The organism is Pseudomonas sp. RIT288, assembly GCF_000631985.1.
Lineage (GTDB): Bacteria > Pseudomonadota > Gammaproteobacteria > Pseudomonadales > Pseudomonadaceae > Aquipseudomonas.
Window position 1 is genome coordinate 1 of sequence record NZ_JFYN01000044.1, and the last position, 16,322, is coordinate 16,322.

Here is a 16,322-nt window from a genome sequence, read left to right on the forward strand (position 1 = left end):
GAATTTCTTGACGACCATAGAGCGTTGGAACCACCTGATCCCATCCCGAACTCAGAAGTGAAACGATGCATCGCCGATGGTAGTGTGGGGTTTCCCCATGTGAGAGTAGGTCATCGTCAAGATTAAATTCCGAAACCCCAATTGCGAAAGCAGTTGGGGTTTTGTTTTGTCCGCAGGAAAGTGGTGTGCTTGATTTCTATGCAATCGCCCAGCTCATGGATATTATTCGGGCCTCATTGTGAGGCGAGACCTGCATGCTGACGTTGTTGAATCTTTTAAAGGATGGTCGATTCCATTCCGGCGAGGCTTTGGGGATAGCGCTGGGGATTAGCCGAAGTGCGGTCTGGAAGCAGCTTCAGCATCTTGAGGCTGAACTCGGGCTGTCCATTAACAAAGTCCGGGGTAGAGGCTATCAACTGGCCTCGCCCTTGACGCTGCTCGATCCCCTCAAGATTGCTGCTTTGGCACCGGTTTGGCCAGTTACAGTCTTTGATTCCATTGATTCCACCAATGCAGAGGCGCTGCGAGCGATCAATCAAGGTCGAGTGGCGCCGTTTCTGGTATTGGCAGAGAGGCAAATTTCTGGTCGCGGTCGCAGGGGGCGTAAGTGGGTAAGCCCTTTTGCTGAAAATCTCTATTACAGCCTTGTCCTGCGCATCGAAGGTGGCATGCGCCAGCTTGAGGGCTTGAGTCTTGTGGTCGGTTTGGCGGTTATGCATGCTCTTCGAAAGCTGGGAGTGTCAGGCGCGGGATTGAAGTGGCCCAACGATGTGCTGGTCGGAAACAAGAAAATCGCCGGTATTCTTCTTGAGCTTGTAGGGGATCCGGCAGATGTTTGTCATGTTGTGCTGGGTATAGGCGTTAATGTGAACATGCAGGTTGCTCAGGAGGTTGACCAGCTATGGACGTCGATTCGGCTCGAGACGGGCAAAAGCTGTGACCGCAATGTCTTGACGGCCGAGCTAAGCGAGCAACTGCGCGGCTATATCCATCGCCATCAGATCGACGGTTTCTCTGCGCTCCAGGAGGAGTGGGAAAAGGATCACATGTGGCAAGGTCGTCCGGTTTCGTTGATTGCGGGCGTTAGTCATATAGACGGCGTAGTGCTTGGCATTGATAGTCAGGGTGCGCTGCGCTTGAAGGTGGACGGCGTGGAAAAAGTATTTAGTGGTGGTGAGCTCAGCCTGAGGTTGCGTGATGATTCTTGAGCTCGACTGTGGGAATAGCTTTATCAAGTGGCGTGTATTGAATACAGCCGCTGGCGGTCTTTTCGCGGAGGGTGTGGTCGACTCGGATCAGACTCTGGTAGATAGCCTGTGTGCATTTGACAGCCTGTCGTTGCGTAAATGTCGGTTGGTCAGCGTAAGAACCAGTGAAGAAACTGCCGCGCTCACTCGAATTCTCGAGCAGACGTTCGGGGTCTCGGTCGTGTGCGCCAGGTCGGCCCGTGAAATGTCTGGCGTCAGGAATGGCTATGAGGACTATGAGCGCCTGGGACTGGACCGCTGGTTGGCGATGCTTGGTGGCTTTCACCTGGCTGAAGGTGCTTGCCTGATTCTGGATTTCGGTACTGCTGTGACGGCGGATTTTATTAGTGCCGAAGGTGAACATCTCGGGGGGTACATTTGTCCAGGGATGCCCTTGATGCGAAATCAATTGCGTACTCATACCCGGAAAATCCGTTATGGGGACTTGGCTGCCGAGCAAGCGCTGACGAGTCATGCTCCGGGACGCAGCACTGTTGAGGCGGTGGAGCGTGGGTGCTCTTTAATGTTGAGAGGTTTCGTCCTGACCCAGATGGAAATGGCTCGGACCTATTGGGGGGAGCGCTTTACTGTCTTTATTACAGGTGGCGATGCTGGATTGGTTGCGGACGTAGTGCCTGATGCTCGGATTGTCCCTGACCTCGTATTTGTAGGGTTAGCCATGGCGTGTCCTTTATCTTGAGGTTTATATGCGTTGGTTGTTCCTGCTGCTTGTTGTACTCAATGTGTTCTATTACGTCTGGCATCAGCAGGAAGCGCCCTTGCGTGCAAAGGATGTCACACCTCTCAGCATGTACCGTGGGTCCCAGCAAGATATTCGCCTGCTGAGTGAGGCAGGTGGTGACTCCCGAGAAGCGCAGGGCGCGCGACGTGTGGGGCAGGACTGTCTGTTTCTGGGTGGTTTGACTCGCGAGGAGGGTGTTTCCGGGCTGCAGCGGCGGCTGGTAGCCATGAATGTGAAGGCTCAGCCATTGCAAAAGGATCTCCCTGAGCCTGGTTACTGGTTGCGCATTGCGCCCGAAAGCCAGCGTTTATTGGGGGATGTGCAGTTGCAGAACCTTTCCAAGGAATTCAATGAGTTAAAACATAAAATAATGCTGTGTGAGGGGGTTGCACCGCTGGAATAGTTTGCATAGAATGGCGCCCGCTCCACAGCGAACACCTAAACAGGTTGTCAAAGCGGAGCGGTGTCAACGCAGCTAACCTCAGGTTTTTAATGAGAAAATGCTTGACAGAAGGTCGGCATAGTATAGAATGCCGGCTCGCTTAGGAGGGGTTCCCGAGCGGCCAAAGGGATCAGACTGTAAATCTGACGTCTACGACTTCGAAGGTTCGAATCCTTCCCCCTCCACCATTTTTAGCGTGAGCTGCAAGCTCCGCGGGTATAGTTTAGTGGTAGAACCTCAGCCTTCCAAGCTGATGATGCGGGTTCGATTCCCGCTACCCGCTCCAAGTTTGCAGGTTGTGCAAAGTGTTACGCTCTTGTAGCTCAGTTGGTAGAGCACACCCTTGGTAAGGGTGAGGTCAGCGGTTCAAATCCGCTCAAGAGCTCCATATAACAAGGCAGATATGAAAATATCTGCCTTTGTTTTAATGGTAGATATCGTTCGTCTAATTCTTCTGTTGAGGGTGTTATCGATGGCTAAGGAAAAATTTGATCGTTCCCTGCCCCACGTCAACGTAGGGACCATTGGTCACGTTGACCACGGTAAAACCACTCTGACCGCTGCTCTGACTCGCGTCTGCTCCGAAGTTTTCGGTTCGGCCGTAGTTGAATTCGACAAGATCGACAGCGCTCCAGAAGAAAAAGCTCGCGGTATCACCATCAACACCGCGCACGTTGAGTACAACTCGCTGATCCGTCACTACGCTCACGTTGACTGCCCAGGTCACGCTGACTATGTGAAGAACATGATCACCGGTGCTGCTCAAATGGACGGCGCTATCCTGGTTTGCTCGGCCGCTGATGGTCCGATGCCACAAACCCGTGAGCACATCCTGCTGTCCCGTCAGGTAGGCGTTCCGTACATCGTGGTTTTCCTGAACAAGGCTGACCTGGTAGACGACGCTGAGCTGCTGGAACTGGTTGAGATGGAAGTTCGCGACCTGCTGTCCACCTACGACTTCCCGGGCGATGACACTCCAATCATCATCGGTTCGGCTCGTATGGCGCTGGAAGGCAAAGACGACAACGAGATGGGCACCACTGCCGTCAAGAAGCTGGTTGAAACTCTGGACAGCTACATCCCAGAACCAGTTCGTATGATCGACAAGCCGTTCCTGATGCCAATCGAAGACGTATTCTCGATCTCGGGTCGCGGTACTGTTGTGACTGGTCGTATCGAGCGCGGTATCGTTCGCGTTCAAGATCCGCTGGAAATCGTTGGTCTGCGTGACACTACCGTTTCCACCTGCACCGGTGTTGAAATGTTCCGCAAGCTGCTCGACGAAGGTCGTGCTGGCGAGAACTGCGGCGTTCTGCTGCGTGGTACCAAACGTGACGACGTTGAGCGTGGTCAGGTTCTGGTTAAGCCGGGTTCGGTTAAGCCGCACACCAAGTTCACTGCAGAAGTTTACGTTCTGAGCAAGGAAGAAGGCGGTCGCCACACGCCGTTCTTCAAAGGCTACCGTCCACAGTTCTACTTCCGTACTACTGACGTGACTGGTAACTGCGAGCTGCCAGAAGGCGTTGAAATGGTAATGCCAGGTGACAACATTCAGATGACTGTTACCCTGATCAAAACCATCGCGATGGAAGACGGCCTGCGTTTCGCTATCCGTGAAGGCGGTCGTACCGTCGGCGCTGGCGTCGTAGCCAAAATCATCGAATAAGCGGTTGTAATGTATTTTTCGGGCCGGCATAATGGTCGGCCTGATTTTGTTTTAGGTCAGTAGCTCAATTGGCAGAGCGACGGTCTCCAAAACCGTAGGTTGGGGGTTCGATTCCCTCCTGACCTGCCAGATTCACTCGGTGTGTCTGGCTTTCTTTTCACAGGATCTTCATAGATGACTCCTAAAGCTGAAGCTCAAGGCTCTCGCTTCGATCTGCTCAAGTGGCTTGTAGTAGTTGCTTTGGTGGTTGTAGGCGTTGTTGGCAATCAGTATTACGCTGCTTCGCCGATCCTGTACCGTGTACTCGCTTTGCTCGTCATTGCTGCTGTAGCTGCATTTGTAGGCCTGCAGACTGCAAAGGGCAAGTCGTTCTTTGTACTGGTTAAGGAAGCTCGCACCGAGATTCGTAAAGTCGTATGGCCAACTCGCCAGGAAACCACGCAGACAACGTTGATCGTTGTTGCTGTGGTTATCGTTATGGCGTTGCTGTTGTGGGGTGTTGACTCCCTGCTCGGCTGGCTTGTTTCCTTGATTGTCGGCTAAGGGTGTCCCGTGGCTAAGCGTTGGTACGTTGTGCATGCTTACTCGGGTTACGAGAAGCATGTCATGCGCTCGCTGATTGAGCGCGTAAAGCTGGCTGGCATGGAAGATGGCTTCGGCGAAATTCTGGTTCCCACTGAAGAAGTGGTTGAAATGCGTAATGGCCAGAAGCGCAAAAGCGAACGCAAGTTCTTCCCAGGTTATGTGCTGGTACAGATGGATATGAACGAGGGTACTTGGCACTTGGTCAAGGATACTCCTCGGGTGATGGGCTTCATTGGCGGTACCGCCGACAAGCCTGCGCCAATCACTGATAAAGAGGCGGAAGCCATTCTGCGTCGCGTCGCTGATGGTAGCGATAAGCCGAAGCCGAAGACTCTGTTTGAGCCGGGTGAGGTGGTTCGTGTTACTGACGGTCCATTCGCTGACTTTAACGGCACCGTCGAAGAAGTTAACTACGAAAAGAGTCGTGTCCAGGTGGCAGTGCTTATTTTCGGTCGCTCTACTCCGGTAGAGTTAGAGTTCAGTCAGGTCGAAAAGGTCTAACTGAACAAGCATCCCAACCCCGCAGCCCTAGGCTGTGGGGTTTTGTCGTCACTGGGATAAACGCGCAAGTAACCGGGGAGCCTTTCGAGGCGTTCGAACCCGTAATTGGAGTGCCTCATGGCCAAGAAGATTACCGCTTACATCAAGCTGCAAGTGAAGGCCGCTCAGGCTAACCCAAGCCCACCTGTTGGTCCTGCTCTGGGTCAGCACGGCGTGAACATCATGGAATTCTGCAAGGCTTTCAACGCCCGTACTCAGGGTCTTGAAGCAGGTCTGCCGACTCCAGTGATCATCACTGTCTACAGCGACCGTAGCTTCACTTTCGAAACCAAATCCACCCCTGCTTCGGTTCTGCTGAAGAAGGCGGCCGGTCTGACCAGCGGTTCCGCTCGTCCGAACACCGTTAAGGTTGGCACTGTTACCCGTGCTCAGCTGGAAGAAATCGCGAAAACCAAAAACGCGGATCTTACTGCAGCTGATATGGATGCAGCCGTGCGTACTATCGCCGGTTCTGCTCGTAGCATGGGCCTTAACGTGGAGGGTGTGTAATGGCTAAGCTGACCAAGCGTCAAAAGGCTATCGCCGGCAAAATCGAAGCAGGCAAGGCCTACAACATTGTAGACGCTGCTGCTCTGCTGGCTGAGCTGTCGACTGTCAAGTTCAGCGAGTCGTTCGACGTTGCTGTAAACCTGGGCGTAGACCCGCGTAAATCCGACCAGGTTGTCCGTAGCGCTACTGTGCTGCCACACGGCACTGGCAAGACCGTTCGCGTTGCTGTGTTCACCCAGGGTCCAGCTGCTGAGGCCGCTCTGGCTGCCGGCGCTGACCGTGTAGGTATGGACGACCTGGCTGCCGAAATGAAAGGCGGCGACCTGAACTATGACGTAGTGATCGCATCCCCGGATGCCATGCGCGTTGTAGGTCAACTGGGTCAGATCCTCGGTCCACGTGGCCTGATGCCTAACCCGAAAGTCGGCACCGTAACTCCAGACGTAGCTACCGCGGTTAAAAACGCCAAGGCTGGTCAGGTTCGTTATCGCACCGACAAAAACGGCATCATCCACACTTCCGTTGGCAAGATCGGCTTCGATGCCGTCAAGCTGAAGGAAAACGTTGAAGCCCTGATCGCTGATCTGAAGCGCATCAAGCCCGCTTCCTCGAAAGGTATCTACGTCAAGCGCGTTACCCTGAGCACAACTATGGGCCCAGGTCTGGTTATCGACCAGAGCTCGCTGGACGCGTAAGACAAAGGTTGGTGCGATTATTCGCGCCAATTGAAAGATTGGGGTCCCTGCCTGGCGGGGGCTATCCAAGACCGTAGGCGGCGCAAGCCTTAAACCACAAGCCTACGCAGATGGTGCTCCCGGTTCCTTACCGAATCAGACACCAAAACGACATTCGGTTCCGACCGAGTGAAACGGTAACAAGCAGGAGTTAAACCCGTGGCAATTAATCTCGAAGACAAGAAGGCCATCGTCGCTGAAGTCAACGAGGCTGCCAAAGTCGCTCTGTCCGCTGTCGTGGTTGATGCCCGTGGCGTAACAGTAGGCGCAATGACCGGACTCCGTAAAGAGGCTCGTGAAGCTGGCGTTTACGTACGTGTTGTACGTAACACCCTGCTCAAGCGCGCTGTTGCCGACACTGAATACAGTGTCCTCAACGACGTGTTCACCGGCCCGACCCTGATCGCATTCTCGAACGAACATCCGGGCGCTGCTGCCCGTATCTTCAAAGAGTTTGCCAAGGGTCAGGACAAGTTCGAGATCAAGGCAGCTGCGTTCGAGGGCAAGTTCCTCGCAGCTAATCAGATCGACGTACTGGCAACTCTGCCGACCCGTGACGAAGCAATTTCTCAGCTGATGAGCGTGATTCAAGGCGCTACCAGCAAGTTGGCTCGTACTCTGGCGGCAATTCGCGACCAGAAAGAAGCTGCCGCAGCCTAAGGCTCGTCAACTTCTCGCGTTTTTTGTTTATTTCGATGGTCGCGTAGGCCGTCCCCCAATTCAGGAATTGAGTCATGTCTCTGACTAACGAACAAATCATCGAAGCAATCGGCCAGAAATCCGTAGTGGAAATCGTTGAGCTGATCAAAGCGATGGAAGAAACTTTCGGTGTTACCGCTGCTGCTGCTTCGGCTGGCCCAGCTGTAGCTGCTGCTGCTGTTGAAGAGCAAACCGAGTTCAACGTTGTTCTGCTGGAAGCTGGCGAGAAGAAGGTTAACGTGATCAAGGCAGTTCGTGAACTGACCGGTCTGGGCCTGAAAGAAGCCAAAGAGAAAGTAGACGGCGCTCCTCAGGTTGTAGCTGAAGGCGTTTCGAAAGAAGCTGCTGAAGACGCCAAGAAGAAGCTGGAAGAAGCAGGCGCTAAAGTCGAACTGAAATAAGTATCGACTTTGCTCCTCCAGCCCGAGCGTCAAGCGACAGGCTGATGGCTGGTGGCTCTTGCCACCGGCCTTTTTCCGTTATTGGCAGCCGACTGGGTCGGCGCCGATAACGAGCTGTAACCACCCGATGCGGTGGCGCAAACCATGGGGTTTGCACGATTTTCTGGCTGCTCCCGTCGGGAGGGGCCAAACAAGCAGGTGACCAAGCTGGGGAACGCTGATGGCTTACTCATATACTGAGAAAAAACGTATCCGCAAGGACTTTAGCAAGTTGCCGGACGTCATGGATGTGCCGTACCTCCTGGCCATCCAGCTGGATTCGTATCGTGAATTCTTGCAAGCGGGAGCGACTAAAGATCAGTTCCGCGACGTGGGCCTGCATGCGGCCTTCAAATCCGTTTTCCCGATCATCAGCTACTCCGGCAATGCTGCGCTGGAGTACGTCGGTTATCGCCTGGGCGAACCGGCATTTGATGTCAAAGAATGCGTATTGCGCGGTGTAACTTTCGCCGTACCTTTGCGGGTAAAAGTGCGCCTGATCATTTTCGACAAAGAATCGTCGAACAAAGCGATCAAGGACATCAAAGAGCAAGAAGTCTACATGGGCGAAATCCCATTGATGACTGAGAACGGTACCTTCGTAATCAACGGTACCGAGCGTGTTATCGTTTCCCAGCTGCACCGTTCCCCGGGCGTGTTCTTCGACCACGACCGCGGCAAGACGCACAGCTCCGGTAAACTGCTGTACTCCGCGCGCATCATTCCTTACCGCGGTTCGTGGCTGGACTTTGAGTTCGACCCGAAAGACTGCGTATTTGTGCGTATCGACCGTCGTCGCAAGCTGCCGGCCTCGGTACTGCTGCGCGCGCTCGGCTACACCACCGAAGAAGTGCTGGACGCTTTCTACACCACCAACGTATTCCACGTTAAAGGCGAAGGCCTGAGCCTGGAACTGGTGCCTCAGCGTCTGCGCGGTGAAGTAGCTGTCCTCGATATCCAGGACGATAAAGGCAAGGTTATTGTCGAGCAGGGCCGTCGTATTACTGCCCGCCACATCAACCAGCTGGAAAAAGCCGGGATCAAAGAGCTGGACGTGCCTCTGGACTACGTCCTGGGTCGCACTACCGCCAAGGTCATCGTGCATCCGGCTACCGGCGAAATCCTGGCAGAGTGCAACACCGAGCTTTCCACTGAAGTCCTGGCGAAAATCGCCAAGGCCGGCGTCGTTCGCATCGAAACTCTGTACACCAACGACATCGACTGCGGTCCGTTCGTCTCCGACACGCTGAAGATCGACTCCACCAGCAACCAATTGGAAGCGCTGGTCGAGATTTATCGCATGATGCGTCCAGGCGAGCCGCCAACCAAAGATGCTGCCGAGACCCTGTTCAACAACCTGTTCTTCAGTCCTGAGCGCTATGACCTGTCTGCGGTCGGCCGGATGAAGTTCAACCGTCGTATCGGTCGTACCGAGATCGAAGGTTCGGGCGTGCTGTGCAAGGAAGACATCGTCGCGGTCCTGAAGACTCTGGTCGACATCCGTAACGGTAAAGGCATCGTCGATGACATCGACCACCTGGGTAACCGTCGTGTTCGCTGCGTAGGCGAAATGGCCGAGAACCAGTTCCGCGTTGGCCTGGTACGTGTTGAGCGTGCGGTCAAAGAGCGTTTGTCGATGGCTGAAAGCGAAGGCCTGATGCCGCAAGACCTGATCAACGCCAAGCCAGTGGCTGCGGCGGTGAAAGAGTTCTTCGGTTCCAGCCAGCTCTCGCAGTTCATGGACCAGAACAACCCGCTGTCCGAGATCACCCACAAGCGTCGTGTCTCTGCACTCGGCCCTGGCGGTCTGACTCGTGAGCGCGCAGGCTTTGAAGTCCGTGACGTACACCCGACTCACTACGGTCGTGTATGCCCGATTGAGACGCCGGAAGGTCCGAACATTGGTCTGATCAACTCCTTGGCTGCTTATGCCCGCACCAACCAGTACGGCTTCCTGGAAAGCCCGTACCGAGTGGTGAAAGAAGGTGTCGTCACCGACGAGATCGTGTTCCTGTCCGCCATTGAAGAAGCCGATCATGTGATCGCGCAGGCTTCGGCGACCATGAACGAGCAGAAAGTTCTGATCGACGAACTGGTAGCCGTACGTCACCTGAACGAATTCACCGTCAAGGCGCCGGAAGACGTCACCCTGATGGACGTTTCGCCGAAGCAGGTAGTTTCGGTTGCAGCGTCGCTGATTCCGTTCCTCGAGCACGACGACGCCAACCGTGCGTTGATGGGTTCGAACATGCAGCGTCAAGCTGTACCAACCCTGCGCGCTGACAAGCCGCTGGTAGGTACCGGTATGGAGCGTAACGTGGCTCGCGACTCCGGCGTTTGCGTCGTGGCTCGTCGTGGCGGCGTGATCGACTCCGTTGATGCCAGCCGTATCGTGGTTCGTGTTGCCGATGACGAAGTTGAAACTGGCGAAGCTGGTGTCGACATCTACAACCTGACCAAGTACACCCGCTCGAACCAGAACACCTGCATCAACCAGCGTCCGCTGGTGAGCAAGGGTGATCGCGTTCAGCGTAGCGACATCATGGCCGACGGTCCGTCCACCGACATGGGTGAGCTGGCACTGGGTCAGAACATGCGCATCGCGTTCATGGCATGGAACGGCTTCAACTTCGAAGACTCCATCTGCCTGTCCGAGCGTGTGGTTCAGGAAGACCGCTTCACCACGATCCACATTCAGGAACTGACCTGTGTGGCCCGTGACACCAAGCTTGGCCCAGAGGAAATCACTGCGGACATCCCGAACGTGGGTGAAGCTGCACTGAACAAGCTGGACGAAGCCGGTATCGTTTACGTAGGTGCTGAAGTAGGCGCAGGCGACATTCTGGTGGGCAAGGTCACTCCGAAAGGCGAGACCCAACTGACTCCGGAAGAAAAACTGCTGCGTGCGATCTTCGGTGAAAAAGCCAGCGACGTTAAAGACACCTCCCTGCGTGTACCTACCGGTACCAAGGGTACTGTCATCGACGTACAGGTCTTCACCCGCGACGGCGTCGAGCGTGATGCTCGTGCACTGTCGATCGAGAAGTCCCAGCTGGACGAGATCCGCAAGGATCTGAACGAAGAGTTCCGTATCGTAGAAGGCGCGACCTTCGAGCGTCTGCGCTCCGCTTTGGTAGGCCATAAGGCTGAAGGCGGCGCCGGTCTGAAGAAAGGTCAGGACATCACCGACGAAGTACTCGACGGTCTTGAGCATGGTCAGTGGTTCAAACTGCGCATGGCTGAAGATGCTCTTAACGAGCAGCTCGAGAAGGCTCAGGCCTACATCGTTGATCGCCGCCGTCTGCTGGACGACAAGTTCGAAGACAAGAAGCGCAAACTGCAGCAGGGCGATGACCTGGCTCCAGGCGTGCTGAAAATCGTCAAGGTTTACCTGGCAATCCGTCGTCGCATCCAGCCGGGCGACAAGATGGCCGGTCGTCACGGTAACAAAGGTGTGGTCTCCGTGATCATGCCGGTTGAAGACATGCCGCACGATGCCAATGGCACCCCGGTCGACGTCGTCCTCAACCCGTTGGGCGTACCTTCGCGTATGAACGTTGGTCAGATCCTCGAAACCCACCTGGGCCTCGCGGCCAAAGGTCTGGGCGAGAAGATCAACCGGATGGTCGAAGAGCAGCGTAAAGTCGCTGAACTGCGGACCTTCCTGGACGAGATCTACAACCAGATCGGCGGTCGTAACGAAGATCTGGACAGCTTCTCCGATCAGGAAATCCTGGATCTGGCGAAGAACCTGCGTGGCGGCGTTCCAATGGCCACTCCAGTGTTCGACGGTGCCAAGGAAAGCGAAATCAAGGCCATGCTGAAACTGGCAGACCTGCCGGAAAGCGGCCAGATGCAGCTGACTGACGGCCGTACCGGCAACAAGTTCGAGCGTCCAGTTACCGTTGGCTACATGTACATGCTGAAGCTGAACCACTTGGTAGACGACAAGATGCACGCGCGTTCTACCGGTTCGTACAGCCTGGTTACCCAGCAGCCGCTGGGTGGTAAGGCACAGTTCGGTGGTCAGCGTTTCGGGGAGATGGAGGTCTGGGCACTGGAAGCATACGGTGCCGCTTACACTCTGCAAGAAATGCTCACAGTGAAGTCGGACGATGTGAACGGCCGTACCAAGATGTACAAAAACATCGTGGATGGCGATCACCGTATGGAGCCGGGCATGCCCGAGTCCTTCAACGTGTTGATCAAGGAAATTCGTTCCCTCGGCATCGATATCGATCTGGAAACCGAATAACACGTGACGCGATCGAGAGCGGGGCAGGATTGCCCGCTCTCTGCTCCGCCAGGAGGAAAGGCCTTGAAAGACCTACTGAATTTGCTGAAAAACCAGGGTCAAGTCGAAGAGTTCGACGCCATCCGTATCGGATTGGCCTCGCCTGAGATGATCCGCTCGTGGTCGTTCGGTGAAGTTAAAAAGCCGGAAACCATCAACTACCGTACGTTCAAACCTGAGCGTGACGGTTTGTTCTGCGCCAAGATTTTTGGCCCGGTAAAGGATTACGAGTGCCTGTGCGGTAAGTACAAGCGCTTGAAGCACCGTGGTGTGATCTGCGAGAAGTGCGGCGTTGAAGTTGCACTGGCCAAGGTTCGTCGTGAGCGCATGGCGCACATCGAACTGGCTTCGCCGGTTGCCCACATCTGGTTCCTGAAGTCGCTGCCGTCCCGTATCGGCTTGCTGATGGACATGACCCTGCGTGATATCGAGCGCGTTCTCTACTTCGAGAGCTATGTCGTTATCGATCCAGGCATGACCACCCTTGAAAAAGGTCAGCTGCTGAACGACGAGCAGTACTTCGAAGCGCTGGAAGAGTTCGGTGACGACTTCGACGCCCGCATGGGTGCAGAAGCTGTCCGTGAACTGCTGCACGCTATCGACCTGGAACACGAGATTGGCCGTCTGCGCGAAGAGATTCCGCAAACCAACTCGGAAACCAAGATCAAGAAGCTGTCCAAGCGTCTGAAGTTGATGGAAGCCTTCCAGGGTTCCGGCAACCTGCCAGAGTGGATGGTGCTGACCGTTCTGCCGGTTCTGCCGCCAGATCTGCGTCCGCTGGTCCCGCTGGATGGTGGTCGTTTCGCGACTTCCGACCTCAACGATCTGTATCGTCGAGTGATCAACCGTAACAACCGTTTGAAGCGCCTGCTGGATCTGTCCGCTCCGGACATCATCGTGCGCAACGAAAAGCGTATGTTGCAGGAAGCTGTCGATGCACTGCTCGACAACGGTCGTCGTGGCCGCGCTATCACCGGTTCGAACAAGCGTCCTCTGAAATCCCTGGCTGACATGATCAAGGGTAAGCAAGGTCGTTTCCGTCAGAACTTGCTCGGTAAGCGTGTTGACTACTCCGGTCGTTCGGTAATTACCGTAGGTCCGACCCTGCGTCTGCACCAGTGTGGTCTGCCGAAGAAGATGGCTCTCGAGCTGTTCAAACCGTTCATTTTCGGCAAGCTGGAAATGCGTGGTCTCGCGACCACCATCAAAGCGGCCAAGAAAATGGTCGAGCGCGAACTGCCAGAGGTTTGGGACGTTCTCGCTGAAGTGATTCGCGAACACCCGGTTCTTCTCAACCGTGCACCGACCCTTCACCGTCTGGGTATCCAGGCGTTTGAACCGGTACTGATCGAAGGTAAGGCTATCCAGCTGCACCCTCTGGTCTGCGCCGCGTACAACGCCGACTTCGACGGCGACCAAATGGCCGTGCACGTACCGCTGACGCTGGAAGCCCAGCTCGAAGCGCGTGCGTTGATGATGTCGACCAACAACATTCTGTCGCCAGCCAACGGTGAGCCAATCATCGTTCCGTCGCAGGACGTTGTATTGGGTCTGTACTACATGACTCGTGAAGCGATCAACGCCAAGGGCGAAGGTCGTGTATTCGCGGATCTGCAGGAAGTTGACCGTGTGTTCCGTGCCGGCGAAGCCGCACTGCACGCCAAGGTCAAGGTTCGTATCAACGAGACCGTCAACGACCGTGACGGCAACAGCGTGAGCGGTACCCGTATCGTCGACACCACCGTCGGCCGTGCGCTGCTGTTCCAGGTTGTGCCAAAAGGTCTGTCGTACGATGTCGTCAACCTGCCGATGAAGAAAAAGGCGATCTCCAAGCTGATCAACCAGTGCTACCGCGTGGTTGGTCTGAAAGAGACCGTGATCTTCGCTGACCAGTTGATGTACACCGGTTTCGCTTACTCGACCATCTCCGGCGTTTCCATCGGTGTTAACGACTTCGTTATCCCGGACGAAAAAGCCCGCATCATCGGTGCAGCCACCGACGAAGTGAAAGAGATCGAGAGCCAGTACGCCTCCGGTCTGGTAACCCAGGGCGAGAAGTACAACAAAGTGATCGACCTTTGGTCGAAGGCGAACGACGAAGTTTCCAAGGCGATGATGGCCAACCTCTCGAAAGAGAAAGTCATCGACCGTCACGGCGACGAAGTCGACCAAGAGTCCTTCAACTCGATGTACATGATGGCCGACTCGGGTGCGCGGGGTTCCGCAGCACAGATTCGTCAGCTGGCCGGTATGCGTGGTCTGATGGCCAAGCCGGACGGTTCCATCATTGAAACGCCGATTACTGCGAACTTCCGTGAAGGTCTGAGCGTACTCCAGTACTTCATCTCGACTCACGGTGCTCGTAAAGGTCTGGCGGATACCGCGTTGAAAACTGCGAACTCCGGTTACCTGACTCGTCGTCTGGTAGACGTGGCGCAGGATCTGGTTGTAACCGAGATCGATTGCGGCACCGAACACGGTCTGCTGATGACTCCGCACATTGAAGGCGGTGACGTTGTAGAGCCGTTGGGTGAGCGCGTATTGGGTCGTGTTATTGCCCGTGACGTATTCAAGCCAGGTACCGAGGACGTCATCGTTCCTGCCGGTACTCTGGTAGATGAGAAGTGGGTCGAGTTCATCGAGCTGAACAGCATCGACGAAGTGATCGTGCGTTCGCCAATCAGTTGCGAAACCCGCTATGGCATTTGCGCCAAGTGCTACGGCCGTGATCTGGCTCGTGGTCACCAGGTGAACATCGGTGAAGCGGTCGGCGTTATCGCTGCCCAGTCCATCGGTGAGCCGGGTACCCAGCTGACGATGCGTACGTTCCACATCGGTGGTGCGGCAAGCCGTACTTCCGCAGCCGACAGCGTTCAGGTGAAGAATGGCGGTACCGTCCGTCTGCACAACCTGAAACACGTTGAGCGTGTGGATGGCCATCTGGTTGCTGTGTCCCGTTCCGGTGAGCTGGCAATCGCTGATGACTTCGGTCGTGAGCGCGAGCGTTACAAGCTGCCGTACGGTGCCGTGATTTCGGTTAAAGAAGGTGACAAGGTCGACGCTGGCGCAATCGTGGCCAAGTGGGATCCGCACACTCACCCGATCGTTACCGAAATGAAAGGTACCGTGACCTACGTGGGCATGGAAGAAGGCATCACGATCAAGCGTCAGACTGACGAATTGACCGGTATGACCAACATTGAAGTACTCGACGCGAAAGATCGTCCAGCTGCCGGCAAGGAAATCCGTCCTGCAGTGAAGATGGTCGACGACAACGGCAAGGATCTGTTGCTGCCAGGCACTGACGTTATCGCTCAGTACTTCCTGCCAGCCAACGCCCTGGTTGGTGTTGCGGACGGTGCGAAGATCGCGATCGGTGATGTTATCGCTCGTATCCCGCAAGAAACTTCGAAGACTCGTGACATCACCGGTGGTCTGCCGCGTGTTGCCGACCTGTTCGAAGCTCGTCGTCCGAAAGAAGCGTCGATTCTGGCTGAAGTCAGCGGCACCATCGCGTTCGGTAAAGAGACCAAAGGCAAGCGCCGTCTGGTCATTACCCCGAACGACGGTAGCGATCCGTACGAAGAGCTGATTCCGAAGTGGCGTCACCTGAACGTGTTCGAAGGCGAACAGGTAAACCGCGGCGAAGTTATCTCCGACGGTCCAAGCGATCCGCACGACATCCTGCGTCTGCTGGGTGTGAGCGCGCTGGCCAAGTACATCGTGAACGAGATCCAGGACGTTTATCGTCTGCAAGGCGTGAAGATCAACGACAAGCACATCGAGACCATCCTGCGTCAGATGCTGCGTAAAGTTGAGATCTCCGAGTCTGGCGATTCCAGCTTCATCAAGGGCGACCAGATGGAACTGACTCACGTACTGGTAGAGAACGAGCGTCTGAACGCGGAAGACAAATTTGTCTCCAAGTTCACCCGCGTTCTGCTGGGTATCACCAAGGCGTCGTTGTCGACCGAATCGTTCATCTCGGCGGCTTCCTTCCAGGAAACCACCCGCGTACTGACCGAAGCGGCAGTCACCGGCAAGCGCGACTACCTGCGCGGCCTGAAAGAAAACGTGGTTGTGGGTCGTCTGATCCCGGCCGGTACCGGTCTGGCTTATCACAGCGAGCGCAAGCGTCGTCGTGATGCAGACAAGCCGTTGCGCGTAAGCGCCAGTGAAGTGGAAGCTGCACTGACCGAAGCGCTGAACTCGAGCGGTAACTGAGTTCTGCGATAAATGAGCTAAGGCCCTGATCGCTCCGTTCGTCGAATCGAGACAAATTGTCAAGGTTCGAAGGACGGGGAGGTCGGGGCCTTGCCTTGACTGGGGACAAGATCCTCTTTAGACTCTTGATCCCCTAAATTTGGCGGGAATCCGTTCCTGCCATTTTGCTTTTCTTGCAAGACAATAGCGTCGCAAGACA

At 55.4% G+C, this 16,322-nt stretch carries 12 protein-coding genes, 4 tRNA genes and 1 rRNA gene; all 17 read left to right on the top strand.

What is annotated here, in order from left to right:
* Positions 1–6: 6 nt before the first annotated feature.
* The 17 genes from rrf (at position 7) to rpoC (ending at position 16,123) form a co-directional block, all read left to right on the top strand.
* A 5S ribosomal RNA gene (rrf, locus tag BW33_RS26685) occupies positions 7–122 on the top strand.
* A gap of 132 nt (positions 123–254) precedes the next feature.
* Entirely contained in the window at positions 255–1,208 is a 954-nt protein-coding gene (birA, locus tag BW33_RS26690) for a bifunctional biotin--[acetyl-CoA-carboxylase] ligase/biotin operon repressor BirA (RefSeq protein WP_047602463.1), read from the top strand.
* Positions 1,198–1,947: a pantothenate kinase gene (locus tag BW33_RS26695; RefSeq protein ID WP_047602466.1), complete on the top strand. Its 750-nt coding sequence runs from the start codon at positions 1,198–1,200 to the stop codon at positions 1,945–1,947. Before birA ends, BW33_RS26695 begins: the two co-directional genes overlap by 11 nt.
* 7 nt (positions 1,948–1,954) lie before the next feature.
* Entirely contained in the window at positions 1,955–2,392 is a 438-nt protein-coding gene (locus tag BW33_RS26700) for a hypothetical protein (protein ID WP_047602468.1), read from the top strand.
* 142 nt (positions 2,393–2,534) lie between these two features.
* Positions 2,535–2,619, top strand: a tRNA-Tyr gene (locus tag BW33_RS26705).
* Positions 2,620–2,643: 24 nt separating this feature from the next.
* Positions 2,644–2,717: transfer RNA gene (locus BW33_RS26710), tRNA-Gly, on the top strand.
* 26 nt (positions 2,718–2,743) lie between these two features.
* Positions 2,744–2,819: transfer RNA gene (locus tag BW33_RS26715), tRNA-Thr, on the top strand.
* 84 nt (positions 2,820–2,903) lie between these two features.
* Entirely contained in the window at positions 2,904–4,097 is a 1,194-nt protein-coding gene (tuf, locus tag BW33_RS26720) for an elongation factor Tu (RefSeq protein ID WP_038362141.1), read from the top strand.
* A 53-nt stretch (positions 4,098–4,150) separates the two neighbouring features.
* Positions 4,151–4,226: transfer RNA gene (locus tag BW33_RS26725), tRNA-Trp, on the top strand.
* 45 nt (positions 4,227–4,271) lie between these two features.
* On the top strand, positions 4,272–4,640 hold the full coding sequence (gene secE, locus BW33_RS26730) for a preprotein translocase subunit SecE (protein ID WP_007962231.1): 369 nt from the start codon (positions 4,272–4,274) through the stop codon (positions 4,638–4,640).
* A gap of 9 nt (positions 4,641–4,649) precedes the next feature.
* Entirely contained in the window at positions 4,650–5,183 is a 534-nt protein-coding gene (gene nusG, locus BW33_RS26735) for a transcription termination/antitermination protein NusG (protein WP_025113545.1), read from the top strand.
* A gap of 117 nt (positions 5,184–5,300) precedes the next feature.
* Positions 5,301–5,732, top strand: coding sequence for a 50S ribosomal protein L11 (gene rplK / locus BW33_RS26740; RefSeq protein WP_003228756.1), 432 nt, complete (start codon positions 5,301–5,303; stop codon positions 5,730–5,732).
* Complete coding sequence (rplA, locus tag BW33_RS26745) at positions 5,732–6,427, top strand: 50S ribosomal protein L1 (RefSeq protein ID WP_003228754.1); 696 nt, start codon at positions 5,732–5,734, stop codon at positions 6,425–6,427. The genes rplK and rplA overlap by 1 nt, the downstream gene beginning before the upstream one ends.
* A 198-nt stretch (positions 6,428–6,625) precedes the next feature.
* Positions 6,626–7,126, top strand: a complete 501-nt coding sequence (gene rplJ / locus BW33_RS26750) for a 50S ribosomal protein L10 (protein ID WP_003228752.1) — start codon at positions 6,626–6,628, stop codon at positions 7,124–7,126.
* A gap of 74 nt (positions 7,127–7,200) precedes the next feature.
* Positions 7,201–7,566, top strand: a complete 366-nt coding sequence (gene rplL / locus BW33_RS26755; protein ID WP_007962228.1) for a 50S ribosomal protein L7/L12 — start codon at positions 7,201–7,203, stop codon at positions 7,564–7,566.
* 220 nt (positions 7,567–7,786) lie between these two features.
* Entirely contained in the window at positions 7,787–11,860 is a 4,074-nt protein-coding gene (gene rpoB / locus BW33_RS26760) for a DNA-directed RNA polymerase subunit beta (RefSeq protein WP_047602474.1), read from the top strand.
* Between the two features lie 63 nt (positions 11,861–11,923).
* Positions 11,924–16,123 (top strand): DNA-directed RNA polymerase subunit beta', encoded by a 4,200-nt coding sequence (gene rpoC / locus BW33_RS26765; protein ID WP_007962225.1) that lies wholly within the window; start codon positions 11,924–11,926, stop codon positions 16,121–16,123.
* Positions 16,124–16,322 lie beyond the last annotated feature (199 nt).